The sequence below is a fragment of the Streptomyces sp. NPDC001728 genome (assembly GCF_040297565.1).
Classification (GTDB): Bacteria; Actinomycetota; Actinomycetes; order Streptomycetales; family Streptomycetaceae; genus Streptomyces.
The window spans coordinates 23,602-42,923 of record NZ_JBEOZK010000013.1; the positions used below are offsets into that span (position 1 = coordinate 23,602).

Consider the following 19,322-nt stretch of genomic DNA (forward strand, 5'->3'; position numbering starts at 1 on the left):
CGGTCACTCGGCCACCGGGTCGGCTCCGGTTCCCGCCGGGGCCTGGTCCGCCGGGGCCTGCGGCGCACCGGTGGCCGACCCCCCGGTCGGGGCGGTCGGCTCCGTCGTGGGGCCGGTCGTCGGGCCGGTCGGCGTCGGTGCCGGCGCGGTCGTCGACCCGCCGTCGGCAGAGCCGGAGGGGGTCGGCTCCGGCGGGGGCGTGGCGGTGCCGTCCCGGCCGGTACCCGGGTCGCCCGGGGTCCGGGTGCTCCCGGTCCGCGGCGCGTCGGTGCCGGAGCCGTCGGCCGAACCGGTCGGCGCGGGCGTGGGGTCCTTGTCCCCACCGGGCGCGTGCTGCCCGGTGCTCCCGCCGCCCCGGACGACGGACCCGAAGGTGGTCGTCCCCTGGCTTCCGCTGAAGTCCTGACCGGAGACCAGCTCGTACGCGGTGATGCCGCCCATGGTGACGCCGAAGACGAGCGCGGCGGCGATCGCCGGGCGCTTCCAGCCCCGGACCCGGGTGCCGTGGGTGGTCGCCGAGCCGAACTCCTCGTCCACCGGGAGCGGCGCCGGGACCGTGCCGAGCATCAGGGTGCGGTCGGCGGGCGGACCCGGGGCGAGCGGCACCTGTCGGGCCTTCGGCTTGGCGGCGGCGGTCGCGTCGCGCATCTGCTCGCCGGTGCGGCGGAAGAGGTGCTGGAAGAGCGGGCCGCCGCAGGTGGCGATGACACTGATCACACCGGCGCCCAGGATCGTGCCGTACACACCGAGGGTGGAGGCCAGCTTGGCGGCGATGACGGCGGCCAGGGCGCTGCCGGAGACCTGGGCGACGCTCAGGTCGATCCGCCGCCTGCCGCCCTCCTTCTCCTCGCGCGCCTCAGGCGCGTCTCGTGGCTGCCATGCCCCTTGCCTCTCCGGCTCGTCCGTGTCGGTATTCGGCCTGTGCCGCATCTCCAGCCCCTGACGGTTCATCCGTTCGCCTTGCACCCAGAAGGGACAAATGGGCGAAGCGAATAGTTCCGTTTCTGCTGTTTCTGTGAAGAGCGACACGTACGGGGGAAGATCGCGGACACTCAACTCCCGTACCGCCCGTGAAGTTGGGCGGCGCGCCGGTCCACCCCGGTGGCCCGAATGGAGTACATTGACGAACCCTGGGTCCGGACGCCTTCACGGGTGCCCCGGATCGAGGGGCGGGAGCCGGAGACGGCACTCGAACCGGCGGCGCCGAGGCACCGCACGGAAACCGGACGCACAGAGTGACCGCCTGTCACTCCGCGTAGCCGTCCGGTAACCGTGCCATAACGGCGTTCCAGGGTCCACGCCCGACACGCCGGGCAACTCGGCAAGGTAGTGGCAGGCTGCACCCGGGCAGGCCACACTCGACTAGCGGAAGCAGCGACGCACGTGACGTCGGCAGGCACCACCCGGGAGGTCCCCATGCCCGAACTGCGTGTCGTGGCCGTCTCCAACGACGGCACACGACTGGTGCTGAAGGCTGCTGACAGCACGGAGTACACACTTCCGATCGACGAGCGGCTGCGCGCCGCCGTGCGCAACGACCGCGCGCGCCTCGGCCAGATCGAGATCGAGGTGGAGAGCCACCTCCGCCCCCGTGACATCCAGGCGCGGATACGAGCCGGTGCCTCCGCCGAGGAGGTCGCCCAGCTCGCCGGCATCCCCGTCGACCGCGTACGCCGCTTCGAGGGCCCCGTGCTCGCCGAGCGCGCCTTCATGGCCGAGCGGGCCCGCAAGACCCCGGTCCGCAGGCCCGGCGAGAACAGCGGCCCCCAGCTCGGCGAGGCGGTTCAGGAGCGCCTGCTCCTGCGCGGCGCCGAGAAGGACACCGTCCAGTGGGACTCCTGGCGGCGGGACGACGGCACCTGGGAGGTGCTGCTCGTCTACCGCGTCGCGGGCGAGATCCACACCGCCAGCTGGACGTACGACCCGCCCCGGCGACTGGTCCAGGCCGTGGACGACGAGGCCCGTGCGCTGATCGGCGAGACCGACGACACGATCGCCGCCCCGCCGGAGCCGAGCTTCCCGTTCGTGCCGCGCATCGCCCGGCTGCCCAGGGACAGGCCGCTCGACCGCGCCCTGGACCGCCAGCTCGACCACCGGCAGCTGGAGCGGTCCGCCTCCGCCTCGGTCGAGCCCGAGGACGAGCGGGACTCGCTCACCAGCCTGCTGGAGGCCGTACCGAGCTTCCGCGGCGACATGATCGTGCCCGAACCCACCGACACGGAGCCGGGCGAGGAGGCCGAGGCGGAGGAACCGCCGGCGACGGCCGCTTCGGCGGGTGCCGGATCCGCGTACGCCGACGTCCTGATGCCGCGCGCCGTCTCGGGACACCGGGACCGGCTCACCGGCACCACCGACCGCCAGGCCGAGGCGGACGGCGTCCGTCCCGGCCGCCGGGCGGCGGTCCCCAGCTGGGACGAGATCGTCTTCGGCACACGCAGGAAGAAGCAGGACTGACCGAACGGAGCACGGCTACGGCCACGGCCGTACGGGAAAGGGGCCCGCGCCGAATCGGTGCGGGCCCCTTTCCCGTACGGCCGCTACTGCGGGTCCGGGCCCGTGGCCACCGGGCGGGCGGGGTCGGCCGACCACTCCGACCAGGATCCGGCGTAGAGGGCGGCCGGGATGCCGGCCACCTCCAGGGCCAGGACCTCATGAGCGCCGGAGACTCCCGAGCCGCAGTAGACCGCGACCGGGGTCCCCTCGGCCGCGCCGAGGGCCCTGAAACGCTCCCGCAGGGTGCCGGCGCCCAGGAGACGCCCCTCCGCGTCGACGTTCTCGGTCGTCGGCGCCGAGATCGCGCCCGGGATGTGCCCGCCGACCCGGTCGATCGGCTCCACGTCCCCCCGGTAGCGCTCGGCCGCCCGCGCGTCGAGCAGCAGCCCCGAACGGGCGAACGCCGCCGCGCCGTCCGCGTCCAGCAGGCCCAGGGCGCCGGGCTCCGGCCGGAAGTCCCCGGGCTCCGGCGCCGGGACCTTCTCCGTGAGCTCCCCGGTCCAGGCGGCGAGGCCCCCGTCGAGCACCCGGACGTCCCGGTGGCCCGCCCAGCGCAGCAGCCACCAGGCACGGGCCGCGGCCCAGCCGAGGCCGCCGTCGTAGACGACGACCGGGGTGTCCGCCGACACCCCCGCACGGCGCATCACGGCACCGAAGGCCGTCGGGTCGGGCAGCGGGTGGCGCCCACCGCCGCCGGGCGGGCCCGCGAGGTCCGTGTCCAGGTCGACGTAGACCGCTCCGGGCAGGTGCCCGGCCTCGTACGCCGGTCGTCCGGGCGGGCCGCCCAGCGTCCAGCGGACGTCCAGGAGGACCGGCGGCCGGGCCCCGGCCGACTCGCTCAGCAGTTCGCTTGCGGAGATGATGGGCTTCATGGGTGCCATCCTCGCGCAGCCGCACGGCCGCGGACGAGGAACCCGGCGTCCGCCCCGCGTCAGCACGACGCGATCGCGCCACTCTTTGGTGCGACCTGGGCGCGCCGCGGGCCCGTCGGTGACACCATGCGGACGGAGACGGCCACGACGATGGTCCGAGGAGAGAGTCACGATGACCGAGGCGACTCGGCGCACACCCGGCACACCCTGTTGGGTGAGCCTGATGGTGCACGGGCTTGACGCCACCCAGGAGTTCTACAACGCGCTCTTCGACTGGGAGTTCGTTCCCGGTCCACAGCACCTGGGCCCGTATGTGCGCGCGCTGCTCGACGGCCGGGAGGTGGCGGGCATCGGCCAGCTGCCGCCCGACAGGCACCTGCGGATCGCCTGGACGCCGTACCTGGCCACCGCCGACGCCGACGAGACCGCCGAGAGCATCCGCTGCTGCGGCGGCACCGTGGCGGTGGGCCCGCTCGACGCGGGCGAGGCCGGCCGGATGGCGATCTGCTCCGACCCCGTCGGCGCGGTCTTCGGCATCTGGGAGGCGGAGGCCCACCACGGCACGGCGGCGGCCGGACCGCCCGGAACCCCGGTGTGGAACGAGCTGCTGACGTACGACACGGCCTCGGTCGGCAAGTTCTACCGGACGGTCTTCGGCTACGAGGTGGAGCCGGTCGACTCCGCCGACGACGACTACGCGACGCTGCGGGTGGGCGGGGAGCCGGTGGCCTCGCTGCACGGCCTCGGCAACGAGCTGCCGCGCGACCGGGGCCCGCACTGGATGACGTACTTCGAGGTCGCGGACGTGGACGCGGCAGCGGGGCTCACCGCGGAACTCGGCGGCCAGGTGCTGCGCCCGCCGCACGACGCCAGGGCGGGACGGCTGGCCCTGGTGACCGACCCGGAGGGCGCGGTCTTCAGCCTGGTCCGGTCGGCCGCGCCGTGATGCGCAGGCCGTGACGGGTGGGCCTGATGCGAGGCCGTGTCGCCCAGCCGTGATGCGGAGTACGGGCCGGCGCGGCCGGTTGCGCCGGCCCGTACTCCGTCCCGGTCCGCTCAGCCCCGGCGTGACCGGACGAGCGTCCTGCGGAGGCGGGCCGCCGTGCCGCCCTGGGCCGGGACCGGCGAGCCGCCCGGCAGATCCAGCTCGGCGAGCCGTTCGGCGGTGAAGTGGTGCGCCGTGCCGGGCTCCGCGTGGTGCGCGGCGAGGAAGCGGGTGGCCTCCTCACGAAGGCCCGGGTGGATCTTGTGCCGCATGCAGTAGCCGACGGCGCGGACCAGGGGCGTCAGCGAGTCCGGTGCCGGTCCGGGGACTCTCGGCGCCTCGCCCCGCTCAAGGTCGGGGAGGAGGTGGTCGACGACGGTGAGCGGGATGCGGTTGCTGTTCTCGAAGGGGGTGAGCCGTTCGAGGACCTCGGCCGTGCCCACGCGCGCGACGGGGATGCCGTAGTACACGGCGGCGGTGAGCATCGCCGTGGAGAAGCAGCCGACGACGAGCCGGGGCGCGCACCGCTCGTAGAAGGTCTCGGCGAGCAGCGGCCCGTCGAGGACGGTGAGCCGTACGCCGGACCGCTCCGCCTCCTCCTGGAGGGCCTGTGAGTAGCTGGGGGGTGCGGTCGGGTGGGGCTTGAAGACCACCGAGCGGTGTCCGTCGGCGGCTGCCCCGCGCAGCATCCGCACGTGCAGGTCCTCCTCCTCCTCGGCGCTGAGGAGGCCGAGGGCGGCGAGGTACTGGCCGAGCAGGAGGGCGGTGGGTCCGGCGGCGGCCACGCGCGCGATGTCCGGGTCGTCGGCCGCCGCCTCGGCGATCTCGGTGAGGACCGCGCGGAAGGCGTCGTCGGGGACGAGCTCGGGCTCCACCCCGTACTCGCTCAGGAGGAGGGGCCGCAGCCCCGGCACCAGGTCGAGGTGGAGGACGCGCCGGACACGGCAGGCGATCGACTGCGCGAGGTCGTTGCGGGTCGGGCCGTAGCTCATGAGGCCGTCCGCGTAGACGTGGAGGGCGCTCTCGGGGAAGGTGCCCGCCAGGGCCTTGGCGGGGTTCACCTGGATGGATTCGACGACCAGCTCCACCGGGGCGCTGCCCAGGTCCCAGGCGGTGCGCAGGACGCGCTGCCAGAGCGGCGCCTCCTCGGGGCGGGGGGCCCAGGCGCCGGGGTGGTACGGGTGGATCGTCTCGTTCCAGTCGAGGGTGCCGTCGAAGCGGGCGGCGATCCGCTCGTAGCCGGTCATGGTCTCCAGACGCAGCGCGGTCTCCGGGATCTCGGCGTTGTGCGAGATCAGCAGGAGCCGGCGGGCGTCCTCGCGGGGGCCGAACTGTCCGGCGTCGAGGGCCGCCGCGAGGGTGGCGGCGCCGTACAGGGTGGAGACCTGGAAGATCTGGACCGGCCGCTGGTCGGGGACGGCGACGGGCGCCGGGGCCTTGTCGGAGGCGGGGACGGGCGCCGGGGCCTCGTCGGAGGCGGACTCGGGGCCGACGGAGGCGGAGGAGGACGCGGGGCCGGCGGAGGCGGCGGGGGCGGAGGCCATGGGTCAGGCGGTCCTTCCGGTGTCGCGCAGGCTCCGGAGGAGGGTGCTGCGGGGGGTGTCCATGGTGGCCAGGGTCTCGTCGAGGACCTGCTGCGGCATCCGGTGCAGCGCGTCGCCGACATCGGCGCGGAGCCGCTTGGCGACGGCGGGCTCGTACTTCTCGACCTTGCCCATGTGGAAGGCGATCATCGCGCAGTACGTGCGGACCGCCTTCGGGAGGAACCGGTCCGCCTCCGCGTCGCGGGAGACCTCGTCGAGCAGGAGGTCGTAGGACGGAATGAAGTCGAGCTGCCGGTTGTCGGTGATCTGGGTGAGCGAGGTCGTGACCCCGCGCCGGTAGAAGACACCGTGCAGGGAAAGTGCCGCGAAGGTACGGGCCTTGAGGTGGAGCCGCCAGATCCAGAGGCGGTCCTCGGCCGTTCTGAGGGAGGTCTCGAAACGCGAGGCGCCGTCCTCGAAGAGCCGGGCGCTGTACATGCCGAAGGGGACGAACGGATAGTCCACCATCGTCACCATGCTGGCGGGCGAGATTCCGTCCCTGGGGTCCATGACGGTGTCGCGGCGCTTGGCGGGGGCGTAGCGGATCTGCCGCTTCCGGCCCTCCGAGAGGACGTGGTCGGTCCGGGCGAAATCGCAGCCCAGACGGTCGATTCCGGCGACGGTGGCGCTCAGGTGGCCGGGCGCGTACCAGTCGTCGCCGTCGAGGAAGGTGATGTAGTCCCCGCGTGCGGCGTCGATTCCGGTGTTACGCGCCTGGGCGACGCCGCTGTTCGTCTCGTGCCGGATGACGGTGGAATTCGGCAGACGGTCGCGCCAGCGGTCGAGGATTTCCGGGGTGTCGTCCGTCGAGCAGTCGTCGATCAGCAGGAACTCGAATTCCGGATCCGCGTTGTTCGCGAGACTGCGCAGGGTGTCGGGAGCGTATGCCCCGACATTGTGGAACGGTACGACGACGGACAGTTTCGGCACTCGAAATCCCCAACTGAATCGAACAATTAAACGCCGCTACGGCGGGCACAGTAACGCTCCACTTTTCCGGGCGAACGATCCGTGCGTGCACTCCGGGTGAACTCTTGTCGTCCCCTGCGGAAAGTCCGTGCGGACGTACGCGCGAACGCCCGTCCGGCAGCCCTCCGGAAGTCGCCTCACCGGCGGGCCCGCCGGTGCAGGATCCCGGTCGCCAGCAGGGCGAGCAGGGCTGCCGCGCCGACGGCGCCGCCGAGGCGGAGGCCCGGGGGGCGGAAGGAGCAGGTGACCGTGCTCGCGCGCCCGTCGAGAGGGACGGCGACGAGACCGCCGTACGCGCGCGCGGGGCGGGGTTCCGCGTCACCGGCCGCGCAGCTCCAGCCGGAGATGCGGGGCACGGCGAGCACCGCGGTGCCGGTGCTGCCCGGGGGTAGTTCGGCGGTGACGGTGTGTCCGGTGGCCCGCACCCGGGCGGCGCCGGCGTCGGTCAGCTGCCGTACGGCGGTTTCGAGCCGGTCCGGAACCAGACAGCCGACCGACTGGCGCGGCAGCCGCAGCCTGCCCTCGGGTCCCAGGGCGATCCGCACCTCTCCGGACGCCGGGACGGCGCCGAGGGCCCGCATCGGGGCGCGGACGGAGGGCGGCTTGCCCTCGAAGTCCACCGGCGGCTCCGCCGCGAGGGCCGCCGAGCCCTTGTACTCGGGCGCCCAGAACCAGGCCTGGGAGCCCGCCGGGCACCGGGCGGTGAGGGTCCGTCCGGTGCGGGCGACGGGCGGCAGCTCGTACACGGAGGCACCGAGCAGGCGTTCCTGGACGGCGAAGGCCGAGTCGCCCGAAGCGGCGGGCGGGCGCATCGAGGGACGTACGGTGACGAGCGGCGGTACGGGGGTGGTGGCGGCGGACACCGTGGCGCGCGGCGCCCGGTCCTGGCGGAGCGGGCCCGTCCGTGCCGAGCGGACCCGGGTGCCGATCGAGAAGAGCACGTCCGTCACCGGGTTGTCGAGGGTGACCGGGTGCCGGCCCTTGGCGTAGTAGCCGAAGCCCAGGGAGGCCAGGGTGCGGGAGGTCACGTCGGCGGTGAGGCTGCTGTAGTAGTCGGGGCCCTGTCCGCCGACGAGCAGGACGTCGTTGCCGCCGGGGACCTCGCCGGGGTCGGTCCGGTAGCGGGGCCAGGCGTCCGCGCGTGCCACCTCGTCGGCGACGGCCGTGTGCCAGGGTCCGATCCTGGGGGACCAGGAGACCTTGTCGCGCTGCTGCTCCTCGATCCGCTTGCCGGTGACGACGGCCTCGCCTGCCTGGGCGGCGACCAGCAACGCGACGGCGAGAACGGGCAGTACGCGCGCGGTGCGCCACCGTACGGGGGTGCTCCCGACGGGCGGTACGCGCGCGGGGTCCGGCGTATGCCCGTGCTCGGTGGGGCGGTCGGGGCCCGTCGGGCGAGCCGCGTTCCGGCGGGCGCTCAGCAGGGCGAGCAGCACGGCGGCGAGGGCCAGGGCGGCGGACGTGCCGAAGGCGGGGAAGGTCCACCGGTCGATGTCGATGCTCCCCCGGGCCGCCCACGCCAGGCTCCCGAGCAGCGCGCCGCCCCCGAGGAGCGCGACCGGTCGCGGCACGCCCCCGGCGCCCGAGAACCAGGCGGCGATGAGCAGCAGCCCGCACAGCACGAAGGTCTGACGGTACGGAATGCCGTTGGGTGAGGCTCCGGCGTGCCAGACGAGGTGCGTCGGCTCCCACTGGAGGGAGAGCGTCACCAGGACGACCGCCGCCGTCCAGCCGGCCCGGACGCGCGGGGCGACGGACCGGTTGAAGGGCAGGGTGAGGGCGAGCGCGAGCGCGGGGGTGCCGATGAAGAGGGCGGGGCTGGCCACGCTCGCGGTGGCCGGCAGGAACCGGGCGAGGACGTCCGTCCAGGCGGCCGGCGCGAAGGTGGTCTCGGGGGTGGGGTCGGCGACCTTCGTCGCGAGGAAGATCACCACGACGAGCGGCGCGGCGAGCCCGATGCCGATGAGCACTCCGCGCGCGGCGCGCAGCGCGCCCGCGAGGCGCTGCCGGGCCGTGGCGGTCTCCTCGGCCGTGAGGAGTCGTACGACGAGGAAGACGGCGGCGCCGAGCGTCGCCATGTACGCGGTGTAGAAGTTGGCGATCCAGGCGAGGGCGACGACCAGCGGACCGAGGACCGGGCGGCGCCCGGTGCGGGCCCACTCCCCGACCAGGCAGAGCAGCGGGAAGGCGACGAGACCGTCGAGCCACATCGGGACGGTGGCGCCGTAGTTGAAGGTCCAGCCGGAGAGCGCGTACGCGGTGCCGAGCACGGCGGCGACCGGCCAGGGACCGGGGCGGAGCCGCAGGAGCAGCAGCGCCATCGCGGCCCCGGCGGCGGTGATCTTGGCGGCGGTGACGACGTACAGGGCGAGTTCGATCCGGTCCGCCGGGAAGAGCACGACGAGCAGATCGAAGGGGCTGCTCAGATAGGTGCCGATGTCCCCGAGGAAGTTGGAGCCGAAGCCGGAGTTCCAGTTGAGGAAGGCGTCGCCGTGGGTCTCGCCGAGGAGGAAGGAGCGCCAGTACGCGTGGAACGGCAGGTACTGCTGGCCGAGGTCGACGATGTTCCTGGTCACCGGCCCGAAGGGGTACGTACGGGAGAGCCGGGTGGCGAGGCAGAGCAGGACGGCGGTGAGCAGGGCGGCGGCGAGCGGCCCGGCGACGGCCGGGGAGCGCGGCCCGCGCCGGGGGCCTCCGGCGCGGGCCGGTGGGCCGCCGGTGTCCTCCTCGCCGTCGACCTCGTCGAGCAGGGTCTCGGCGGCGGGGGGCACACGTCCTCCAGGGGGCGCACGGAACGGGAACGCCCGAGGGTGGAACCGACACGGGCCGACCGCCATTACCGCCGAGTCGGGCGACCCGCAACCGATCAGCAGGCGGTCTTCCGGTACACCTCGGGTGAACTCCCGGGGCGTACCGGCCCGTGGCGGGTGATCAGCCGGCCGGTGTGACGGCCACCAGTTCGTCGACCGTACGGGCCACCGTGCCGAACAGGTCGGCGACGGTCGTCAGTCCGGCCGTCCGGAGCGCGCCCGAGCCGACGACGGTGCCGTCCGGGGCCTCCAGGGAGCGGGTCGCGGTGGCCTCGGCGACCACGGTCGGGCGGTAGCCGAGGTTGAAGGCGCCCTGGGCGGTGAAGAGGACGCACATGTGCGTCATGAATCCGGCGATGACGAGGTCGCCGCCCGCACCGAGGTCCTTGAGGGTCTCTTCGAGGTCGGTGGCGTGGAAGGCGTTGGGGAACTGCTTGACGACGACCTTCTCGCCCTCGATCGGGGCGACCTCGTCGCTGATCGCGCCGATCTCGGCCCGGATGTCGTACGGGGTGCCCTCACCGCCGTCGTTGACGACATGGACGACCGGTGTGCCGGCGGCGCGGGCGGCGGCGAGCAGCCGCGCTCCGGCGGCGAGTGCCTGCTCGGCGCCGTCGAGCCGCAGGACGCCGGAGCGGTAGGTGTTCTGGAAGTCGATCAGGATCAGGGTCGCGTCGGCGAGGCGCGGCAGTTCCTGGGGCAGGCCGATCACATCGCGGAGGGTGGTGGAGGCGGTCATGGCTGGTCCTTTCGTGGCGGGCAGCTGTTTGCAACGCTAACACAGCCCGTTATCGTCGATAACAGCATCGAGGGGCGGCGCTCCTGCCCGCCCGCCCTCGTGGTGGATTCGCCCAGGTCCGGGCTGTTAGCGCTGATACCGTGAAGGCATGTCGACGGCACGAGAGCGCATCCTGGAAGCCACCGAGGAACTTCTCGCCACCAAGGACGCGCCGGCGATCTCGACCCGCGCCATCTGCGACCGGGCGAAGGTCGGCATGCCCGAGATCTACCGCCAGTTCGGCGACAAGCAGGGGCTGTTGACCGCCGTCGCCGACATCGGCTTCGAGCGCTTCCTCGCCGACAAGCGACAAAACCCCCTCACCGACGACCCGGTGGCGGACCTGCGGACGGCGTGGAACAGCCATGTCGCGTTCGCGCTCCGCAACCCGCACCTCTACCGGCTGATGTTCACGCCGACGAGCGACGCCAAGCCGAAGGCCGTCAAGGAGGCCCAGGCGCTCCTGCTCAAGGCCCTGGAGCGCTGCCGCGACGCCGGGCGGCTGCGGATGGCCCCGGAGCTCGCCGGACAGGCGATCCTCTCCGCCAACGTGGGCGTGTGCATGATGGCGCTGTCGTACCCCGACCTGTTCGGCGGCTCCGGCATCTCCCCCGCCGTACGGGACGCGGTGATCGACAAGGTCACCGGCGACGAGCGGGAGGACGACCGGATCGGCACGGCGACCGTCCTCGCCCAGGCGCTGGTCGGCACCCTCACGGGGGCGGCGCCCCTGAGCGCCCCGGACCTCGACCGGCTGATGAGCGCGCCGAGTCGGCGGGACGCGGCCCCGGAGGCGTAAGACCGGATCCGGAGGCGTCACAACCCCGGGGCGGAAGCGACATCGACGGTCAGCCCCGCGACCCGTCCCGCCGGGCGAAGGAGCAGGCGTCACCGGCTCCCGCAGGGGCGGAGTACGCCGTTCCGTCGGCGGTCGACGCGCCGAGCCGGCGCAGGATCTCGTCGGCGAGCAGATCCTGCGGGCCCTTGAGCGCGTCCGCCGCCGCCGGGTCCGAGGGGAAGACCAGCTCGGCGGCGATGTTGTCCTGCACGATCCGGGCGAGGTTGTCCAGGGCCACGAAGACCGGGTCAGCGGGCGGTTCGGCGGCCGGCAGGTCGATCAGATGGGTGGCTACCCTGGCCGGATTCATACATCGACTGATGATGATCGAGTTCTGGTTCCGTACGGACGTGGCCCACTGGGACAGCACGACGGTGTACAGGTCCCGCCACTCCTCCTCGCCGATCTCGGCCCGCCACCTCCGCATGACGCCCTCCACTCCCGCGATCTGCGCCTCGGCCGCGTACGCCATGTTGGTGCGGATGCCCTCGTACACACTGCCGGAGAAGTCCTCGAAGGCCGCGATGTCGACGGAGCCCGACGCCAGGGACTCCCCGATGAACCGGAGCGCCCCGTCCAGCACGCGTGCGGACGCGCCGGCCATCTCCGGTGGGAGGCCCGCCTCGTCGAGCCGCCGACGGGCGGCGGTCAGCGTGCCCGCGTACTCCCGGAGCGAGTCGATCCAGCCATCGGGCGCGGCTCCCCCGGAGGCGACCATGGCGAGGTCGTGCGGATCGATGCGGCAGCCGTTGGGCAGGTGGGGGACCCGGCCGCCCAGATGGGGCGCGACGATCGCGAAGACCCCGAGCGGCACATGGCTGACGGACTTCGCCAGCTCGAACACCTCCGCGACGGGATGCAGCGACTGCCGCGAACCGTCGTGGATGAGGGTGAAGCGTCCTCCCTTGGCATCGTTCTGCACGACGAGGACGGGGCTCAAGCGGCTGATCAGGTCGGACTTGAGCGCGGCGTAGTGCGCGCGCGTGCCGTCGTTGACCGCGACGATCGCTTCGCGGGCCCCGTTCCGACCCACCGCCGCCCTGTCGACGCCACCCTCGGCCCCCGCCGCTTCCGCTGCCGCCGCCACTGCCGGGGCACTGCCGAGGGTGGCCATGGCGCCGGTCGCTGCGGCTGCGCCGAGCAGCCTTCTGCGTGTCGTCATCTTCTGCCTTCCGTAGAGGAGTCGCCTGGCAGACGTGACAACGACGGCGCCCCTCGACGCGAAGCGGGTGGGCACCTCCCTGACAGCCACCTCGTGTCCGGGTCGCTGGACGGCGGGGCGGGGCGACGTCGGGTCAGCTCGCCGTACGCCCCTTGAGGCCCGTACCCGCGATCAGCGCGCCGAGCAGCAGCGTCAGACCGGCGACGACGAGCGCCCACCGGGTGCCGTCGGGGTTGGTCGAGGACAGGTTGAGGATCACGCCGAGGACGGCGACACCGAGGGAAGCTCCCACCTGACGGGCGGAGTTGAGCGCGCCCGCACCGATGCCCGCCAGATCGGCCGGTACGGAACCCGCCATGCCGGCGACCAGCGCGGGCAGCGCGGGCAGCGCGAAGGAGACACCGCATCCGAAGGCGAGCAGGCCCACCACGGTGGCCCCCGGCGCGAGCGCCGAGTCCTCGGTGAACGGTGCCTGGAGCAGGGCGCCGAAGCCCATGAGCAGGAACCCGGTGGTGGCGGGGCCGCGCGGGCCGATCCGGCCGACGAGGCGCCCGGTGAAGAGGGGGTTGAAGGCGGTGGGCAGGGTGAGCGGCAGGAAGGCCAGGCCGGCCGCGAGGGACGAGTAGCCGCGGCTCTCCTGGAAGTACAGCGACAGCGTGAACAACAGCCCGGACAGGCCGAAGTTGGCGAGCAGACCGGAGCCGAGGGCGGCGGAGAGGCCACGGCCGCGGAACAGCCGCGGCGGCACCATCGCCGCGTCCCCGGCCCGCTTCTCGGCGGTGACGAACACGACCGCCGAGACCGCCGCCAGCACCAGGGCGAGCAGGACCGGACCGGTCCCCCAGCCCTTGCCTGCCCCCTCGATCAGCGCGTACGACAGGGCGCCGAGAACACGGGCGTCCCCGTCGGCAGGCGCCCCCATGCGCGGGCGTCCCCGTCGGCAGGCGCCCCCATGCGCGGGCGTCCCCGTCGGCAGGCGTCAGCCGTTGACCGGCAGGACGTCCGGGGAGAGGGCGCCCGCGTGCGCGGAGGCCGAGGTCACGCGGCGGCGGTGGTGCCGGCGGCAGAGCACCTCGTAGCCGATCTCCTCCGCCGGGCGGTTCACGTCGCCGACGACGACCTGCTCGCCCTCGACGACCATCACGCCGCCGACCGTACGGGCGTTGTGGGTGGCGCGGGCTCCGCACCAGCACAGGGCCTCGACCTGGAGCTGCTCGATGCGGTCCGCCAGCTCGATCAGCCGCTGCGAGCCGGGGAAGAGCTTGGTCCGGAAGTCCGTCGTGATGCCGAAGGCGAAGACGTCGAGCCCGAGGTCGTCGACGATCCGCGCGAGCTGGTCGATCTGCTCGGGGGCGAGGAACTGCGCCTCGTCCACGATCACGTAGTCGGCCTTGCCGCCCTGGGAGAGCTGCGTGACGAGGTACGCGTACACGTCCATGTCCCGCGGGGCCTCGATCGCCTCCGTCACCAGGCCGAGCCGGGAGGACAGCTTGCCCTCGCCCGCCCGGTCGTCACGGGTGAAGATCACGCCCTGGAGCCCCCGCGCGTCACGGTTGTGGGCGATCTGGAGCGCCAGGGTGCTCTTCCCGCAGTCCATGGTTCCGGAGAAGAAGACCAGCTCGGGCATGACGGGTCGGGGACCTTTCAGGGTCGTGGGAGGGGAGGGTGTCCGGCGCGGGCGGGTCAGGAACGGACTTCGAGCAGCGGGACGAGCTGCTCGGCGGGGGTCATGGACCCGTGCATGCCGACCATCGCGGACTCGTGGGGCTCGTTGACGGAGGCGGTGATCGCCACGTCGTCGTGGGCCGCGGCGACGACGTCGCCGATCCGCCCGTACACCCGCTCGTCGACCTCGTCGCCGAACCAGCCGAGCGAGATGGCCTCGTCGCGGCTCGCCACCCAGAACTGCTCGCCGATCACCTCGCGCCAGCAGGTGAGGACGTCCGCCTCGGCGCCGGGTACGGCGTAGACGTGCCGGGCGCGTCCCTCGCCACCGAGGAGGGCGACGCCGGCGCGCAGCTCCCAGTCCTCGTCGAAGTCGATGCGGTGCTGCTCGTCGAAGGGGATGTCGACCATGCCGTGGTCCGCCGTGACGTACAGCGCGGCGCGGGGCGGCAGCTGCTCCGCGAGCCGCTGCACGAGCCGGTCGACGAACATCAGCTGACCGCGCCAGGCGTCGGAGTCGATGCCGAAGCGGTGTCCGGCGCCGTCGAGTTCGCTGTAGTACGTGTAGACCAGCGAGCGGTCGCCGGCGGCGAGCTGCTCGGCGGCGAAGTCCATGCGCTCCTCGCCGGAGAGCCGCCCGTGGAACTTTCCGCCACTGAGCGCGACCTTGGTGAGCGGTGTCTGCTCGAAGATCGGGGACGACACCTGGGCGGTGTGGATCCCGGCCTCGTGCGCGAGCCGGAAGACGGTGGGGTACGGCTGCCAGACGTGCGGCGAGGTCCACGGCTTCCAGCGCAGCTGGTTCATCAGCTCGCCGGTGGCCGGGTTGCGCACGGTGTAGCCGGGCAGCCCGTGGGTGCCGGGGTAGCGGCCGGTGCCGACGGACGCCAGCGAGGTCGCGGTGGTGGCGGGGAACCCGGCGGTGACCGGGCGGCCCGTACCGCCGCGTGAGGAGCCGAGGAGCGAGGTCAGATACGGGGCCTCGTCCGGGTGGGCGTGGATCTGCTCCCAGCCGAGGCCGTCGATCAGGAAGACGCAGTTGCGGTCGGCCGGCGTCAGCTCGGCGATCCGCGGCGAGAAGCCGGGCACCCCCTGCGCGGCGACCAGCGTCGGCAGCACGTCGCCGAGGGAGCCGAAGGTGTACTCGGGGACCGGCGCGGTCTCCGGGGCGAGCGGGACCGGGTCGTCGGGCCAGCCGTGGGTCACGGCGGTCGGCTGCGCCATCAGCGGGTGGGGGCGGCGGTGGCCGCGATGGCTTCGGAGAGGGCCTGGGCGAAGGCGAGGGTCTGCCGGACGGTGTCGGGACCGTCCCCTGCGTCGCTCACACGCAGGCTGAGGTCGTCGGCGGTGGAGTTGCCGGTGTAGCCGTGGTCGGCGTCACAGTTGGGGTCGCCGCAGGCGGCGGGCTCCAGGTCGATCCGGGAGACGGCGCCCCAGCCGATGGTGAGGACGACCTCGCGGGGCAGGGTGCCCGGCGTGTACGACTCCGGATTGGCGACCACCCGGCTGACGACGACCGACGAGATCCGGTCGAGCTTCACGGACTCGGTGGAGGTCGTGGCGTACGGCGTCGGAGAGCTGGTGTCGGCGGCCTGCTCGTCGGTGTGACTGACGATGAAGCGGTGCGGTGTCAGGACGAGGACGGTGACGTGCCGCCGGACCTCGTTCGCGTCGAAGGTGGTCTCCTGGTGCACCACGTACGACGCGACGGCCTCACCGCCGACAGCGGCCTCCACCGCCTCGGCCACGAGGGCCGGGTAGTAGCCGCTGCGCTCGATCGCCGCGCGCAGCCCCTGGGTCGTCGTACCGCTCTTTGCCATGGACTCCATCCTAATCCGTATGCAAGGACCGCTTGGCCGATTGCGAAGGGCACCGGGCGGTTCGGGAGCGCGGGGGCTGTGACATCTGACTCCATCGGGGCGGGACGGCACCGCCCGCAGGGCTCGTCGCACCACTCGAACCGGTCGGCGGGCGCTCCGGTCGACCTGCTCGGCAGCCGTGGCCGAGGCCGGTGCACCTCGTCGCCGTGCCCCACGGACATCACCCGTCCGCGGCCCGTCAGTAGTTCGGCAGGCTGCGGGGCCCGAGGTCGGTACGGGGTGACGGTGGGGCCAGGCGGACGGTGGCGCCGAGGACGGAGAGTCCGCGGGGAGCCACGACCACCGGTTCCAGCGAGACGGCGATCACCTCGGGGTGGTCGTCGACGAGCCGGGAGACCCTGAGCAGGATCTCCTCCAGGGCCGGGGTGTCGACCGGGGCGGAGCCGCGCCAGCCGAAGAGCAGCGGTGCGGTGCGGAGGGAACGGACCAGTTCGGCGGCGTCCCGGTCCGTGGCCGGAACCAGTCGGTGGGCGACGTCACCGAGCAGTTCCGACGCCGCGCCCGAGAGTCCGAAGGAGAGGACCGCGCCGACGGCCGGGTCGATCGCCGAGCGCACGACCGTGTCGACGCCCCGGGGCACCATCGCCTGGACGACCGGCTGGAGCTCCTCCGGCTTTCCGAGGACCTCGGTCAGCTCCGCGTACGCCGTGCGGAGCTGTTGCTCCGTCGCCAGGTCCAGCCGCACGCCGCCGAGGTCGGGGCGGTGGCGGAGATGCGGGGCGGTCGTCTTGAGGGCCACCGGGTAGCCGAGCCGGCCGGCCGCGGCGACCGCCGCGTCGGGGGTCGGCGCGGGCAGCGTCGGCAGGACGGCGATCCCGTACCGCGCGAGCAGTTCCCCGGCCTGCTCGGTGCCGAGGGTCACCCCCCGGGCGTCGGCCTCCGCGCCGCCGAGCACCCGCTCGATGAGGGCGGCGGCCCCGGCCTCGTCGATGTCCTCGTACTCGGGCACCCGCCCCGGCTCGGCCGCCTGCCGCCGCCACTGCCCGTACCGCACGGCCTCGGCCAACGCCCGCACGGCCCGCTCGGCGGCGGGGTAGGCGGGGATGGTGGCGGGGGGCGGGGTGGGGTGCGGGACGGCATCGCCCGACGGCTCGGCCGTCGCCGGGCCGGGGCCGGCGGGGGTACGGCCGGGGCTGGGAGGTGCATGGCCCCGGCCGGAGCGCGCCTGGTCGGGGCCCGGCCCCGACTGGTAGGGGCCGGTGGAGGCCCTGTCCGGACCGGACCCCGCCCGCACCGGCGTCGTCGTCGGCGGCGGAGTCACTGGCTCCCCGGTCCCGGCCGTAGCCATAGCCCCGCCATGCGACGGCGGCGTGGCGGAGCGCAGCCCCGTCACCGCCCCCACAGCCCGTCCCGGCTGCACCGGCCGCGTGCTCGTCGCGACCGCCAGGGCCTCCGCGAGGCCGCCCATCTCGACGTGGACGACGACGACCGGCTTCGTCGGAGCCGGGGCGGAGGCGACCGCCTCCCGGAGCGCGGCGGCGAGGACCTCCCCGTCGCCGAACTCGGTGGCGCCGTTCTCCCCGACCCAGGGGATCGCGTTCACGACGACCGCGTCCGAGGTCTCGTCGGCCAGCGCCGCCGCGAGCGCGTCCCGGAAGTCCGCGGGCTCCGCCGCCGTCGTCAGGTCGAGCGGCCTCAGCGGGCGCAGCCCTTCGGTGAGGCAGGCGTCGTACGTGAGGAGGCCGAGGGACTCGGAGTTGCCGAGGATCGCGACCCGGGGCCCGGCGGGCAGCGGCTGGGCGGCGAGGAGCAGCCCGGCGTCGACCAGCTCCGTGACGGTGTCGACGCGGATGACCCCCGCCTGGCGGAGCAGCGCGGAGACCGTGGCGTGCGGGATACGGGTGACCGGGACGCGGTGGCCGGGCGGTGCGCTGCCGCTGTGCCGGGCGCCCTTGACGACGACGACCGGCTTGACGGCGGCGGTACGGCGGGCGAGGCGGGTGAACTTCCGCGGGTTGCCGATGGACTCCAGGTAGAGGAGGACGACGTCGGTCCCGGGATCGTCGTACCAGTGCTGGAGGAAGTCGTTGCCGGAGACGTCCGCGCGGTTGCCGGCCGAGATGAAGGAGGAGAGGCCCGCACCCCGCCGGTGGAGCCCGGCGAGGAGGGCGATGCCGATCGCGCCGGACTGGGTGAAGAGCCCGATCCGCCCGGCGGCCGGCATCTGCGGGGCGAGGGAGGCGTTGAGGCGGACGTCGGCGGCGGTGTTGATGATCCCGAAGGCGTTGGGTCCGATGATCCGCATTCCGTACGAACGTGCCTGGCGTACGAGCTCACGCTGACGCTCGCGTCCGGCGGCCCCGCTCTCGGCGTATCCGGCGGAGAGGACGACGAGGCCGCGCACCCCGTGCTCGCCGCAGTCCGCGACGGCCTCCGGCACCCGTTCGGCGGGGACGGCGACGATCGCGAGGTCGACGGGTTCCCCGATGGCGCCGACGGAGGGGTACGCGGGGACGCCGTCGAACTCCACGGCACCGGCTGCGCTCCCGCCGCCCTCCCCCAGCGCAGCGTTGACCGCGTACACGCGTCCGGTGAATCCCGCGCCGAGGAGGTTGCGGAGTACGGTCCGGCCGACGCCGCCCGGGGTGCGCCCGGCGCCGACGACGGCCACGGACCCGGGGTTGAGGAGTCGTTGTACGGAGCGCGCCTCGGCCCGCTGTTCCCGGGCGCGCTGCACGGCGAGGGAGCGGTCGGTGGGTTCGAGGTCGAGGTGGAGCCGTACGGACCCGTCCTCGAAGCTGCGCTTCTGGGTGTAGCCCGCGTCCGTGAAGACCTTGATCATCTTGGTGTTGGCGGGGAGCACCTCGGCGGCGAAGCGGCGGATGTCCCGCTCGCGCGCGACGGCCGCGATGTGTTCGAGCAGGGCGGAGGCGACTCCGCGCCCCTGGTGGGCGTCCTGGACGAGGAAGGCGACCTCGGCCTCGTCCGCCGGGGCGGAGGCGGGCAGTCCGCGGTCGTCGATGCGGTCGTAGCGCACGGTGGCGATGAACTCGCCGCCGACGGTCGCCGCGAGGCCCACCCGGTCCACGAAGTCGTGGTGGGTGAAGCGGTGGACGTCCTTGGCGGAGAGCCGCGGGTAGGGGGCGAAGAAGCGGTAGTACTTCGACTCGTCCGAGACCTGCTCGTAGAAGCTGACGAGCCGCTCGGCGTCGTCGGCCGTGATGGGCCTGATGCGCGCGGTGCCTCCGTCGCGCAGCACCACGTCCGCTTCCCAGTGGTCGGGGTAGCTGTGGTCCGGCTGGTCCGCCGCTTCCGACTGCTCCGACGCGCTCTGCATGGGGTCAGCC

15 protein-coding genes are annotated in these 19,322 nt (G+C 73.7%); 3 read left to right on the forward strand and 12 right to left on the reverse strand.

Annotated elements, in window-relative coordinates; translation table 11 throughout:
• Positions 1-3: 3 nt before the first annotated feature.
• Positions 4-951, reverse strand: a complete 948-nt coding sequence (locus ABT154_RS20240) for a hypothetical protein (RefSeq protein ID WP_351858210.1) — start codon at positions 949-951, stop codon at positions 4-6.
• Positions 952-1,416: 465 nt separating this feature from the next.
• Here ABT154_RS20240 and sepH point away from each other — a divergent pair, with 465 nt between their 5' ends.
• On the forward strand, positions 1,417-2,454 hold the full coding sequence (gene sepH / locus ABT154_RS20245) for a septation protein SepH (protein ID WP_351858211.1): 1,038 nt from the start codon (positions 1,417-1,419) through the stop codon (positions 2,452-2,454).
• Between the two features lie 83 nt (positions 2,455-2,537).
• Here the strand turns inward: sepH and ABT154_RS20250 are convergent, their stop codons facing one another.
• Positions 2,538-3,365, reverse strand: a complete 828-nt coding sequence (locus tag ABT154_RS20250; RefSeq protein ID WP_351858212.1) for a sulfurtransferase — start codon at positions 3,363-3,365, stop codon at positions 2,538-2,540.
• A 172-nt stretch (positions 3,366-3,537) separates the two neighbouring features.
• Between ABT154_RS20250 and ABT154_RS20255 the strand changes: the two genes are divergently transcribed.
• Entirely contained in the window at positions 3,538-4,311 is a 774-nt protein-coding gene (locus ABT154_RS20255; RefSeq protein WP_351858213.1) for a VOC family protein, read from the forward strand.
• A gap of 110 nt (positions 4,312-4,421) precedes the next feature.
• Here ABT154_RS20255 and ABT154_RS20260 read toward each other — a convergent pair whose 3' ends face one another.
• The 4 genes from ABT154_RS20260 to ABT154_RS20275 all read right to left on the reverse strand — a co-directional run bounded on the left by ABT154_RS20260 (position 4,422) and on the right by ABT154_RS20275 (position 10,451).
• Positions 4,422-5,894 carry a polysialyltransferase family glycosyltransferase gene (locus ABT154_RS20260; protein WP_351858214.1) on the reverse strand — a complete coding sequence of 491 codons (1,473 nt, stop codon included), beginning with the start codon at positions 5,892-5,894 and terminating at the stop codon, positions 4,422-4,424.
• Positions 5,895-5,897: 3 nt separating this feature from the next.
• Positions 5,898-6,863: a glycosyltransferase family 2 protein gene (locus ABT154_RS20265; protein ID WP_351858215.1), complete on the reverse strand. Its 966-nt coding sequence runs from the start codon at positions 6,861-6,863 to the stop codon at positions 5,898-5,900.
• A 176-nt stretch (positions 6,864-7,039) separates the two neighbouring features.
• On the reverse strand, positions 7,040-9,673 hold the full coding sequence (locus ABT154_RS20270) for a YfhO family protein (RefSeq protein WP_351858216.1): 2,634 nt from the start codon (positions 9,671-9,673) through the stop codon (positions 7,040-7,042).
• A 160-nt stretch (positions 9,674-9,833) separates the two neighbouring features.
• Positions 9,834-10,451 (reverse strand): isochorismatase family protein, encoded by a 618-nt coding sequence (locus ABT154_RS20275; RefSeq protein ID WP_351858217.1) that lies wholly within the window; start codon positions 10,449-10,451, stop codon positions 9,834-9,836.
• A 148-nt stretch (positions 10,452-10,599) separates the two neighbouring features.
• Here ABT154_RS20275 and ABT154_RS20280 point away from each other — a divergent pair, with 148 nt between their 5' ends.
• On the forward strand, positions 10,600-11,289 hold the full coding sequence (locus tag ABT154_RS20280; RefSeq protein ID WP_351858218.1) for a TetR/AcrR family transcriptional regulator: 690 nt from the start codon (positions 10,600-10,602) through the stop codon (positions 11,287-11,289).
• A gap of 49 nt (positions 11,290-11,338) precedes the next feature.
• Here the strand turns inward: ABT154_RS20280 and ABT154_RS20285 are convergent, their stop codons facing one another.
• The 6 genes from ABT154_RS20285 to ABT154_RS20310 all read right to left on the reverse strand — a co-directional run bounded on the left by ABT154_RS20285 (position 11,339) and on the right by ABT154_RS20310 (position 19,312).
• Complete coding sequence (locus ABT154_RS20285; RefSeq protein WP_351858219.1) at positions 11,339-12,490, reverse strand: hypothetical protein; 1,152 nt, start codon at positions 12,488-12,490, stop codon at positions 11,339-11,341.
• 133 nt (positions 12,491-12,623) lie between these two features.
• Positions 12,624-13,412, reverse strand: coding sequence for an MFS transporter (locus ABT154_RS20290; protein ID WP_351858220.1), 789 nt, complete (start codon positions 13,410-13,412; stop codon positions 12,624-12,626).
• Between the two features lie 57 nt (positions 13,413-13,469).
• A complete protein-coding gene (locus ABT154_RS20295; protein ID WP_351858221.1) occupies positions 13,470-14,117 on the reverse strand; it encodes a thymidine kinase in 648 nt (215 codons plus the stop codon).
• Positions 14,118-14,173: 56 nt separating this feature from the next.
• Positions 14,174-15,379 carry an alkaline phosphatase family protein gene (locus tag ABT154_RS20300; protein WP_351858222.1) on the reverse strand — a complete coding sequence of 402 codons (1,206 nt, stop codon included), beginning with the start codon at positions 15,377-15,379 and terminating at the stop codon, positions 14,174-14,176.
• A complete protein-coding gene (locus tag ABT154_RS20305) occupies positions 15,379-15,975 on the reverse strand; it encodes a DUF5998 family protein (protein ID WP_351858223.1) in 597 nt (198 codons plus the stop codon). Before ABT154_RS20305 ends, ABT154_RS20300 begins: the two co-directional genes overlap by 1 nt.
• 238 nt (positions 15,976-16,213) lie before the next feature.
• The gene (locus ABT154_RS20310; RefSeq protein ID WP_351858224.1) at positions 16,214-19,312 is read right to left on the reverse strand and encodes a bifunctional acetate--CoA ligase family protein/GNAT family N-acetyltransferase; all 3,099 of its coding nucleotides are present in this window, start codon (positions 19,310-19,312) and stop codon (positions 16,214-16,216) included.
• Positions 19,313-19,322 lie beyond the last annotated feature (10 nt).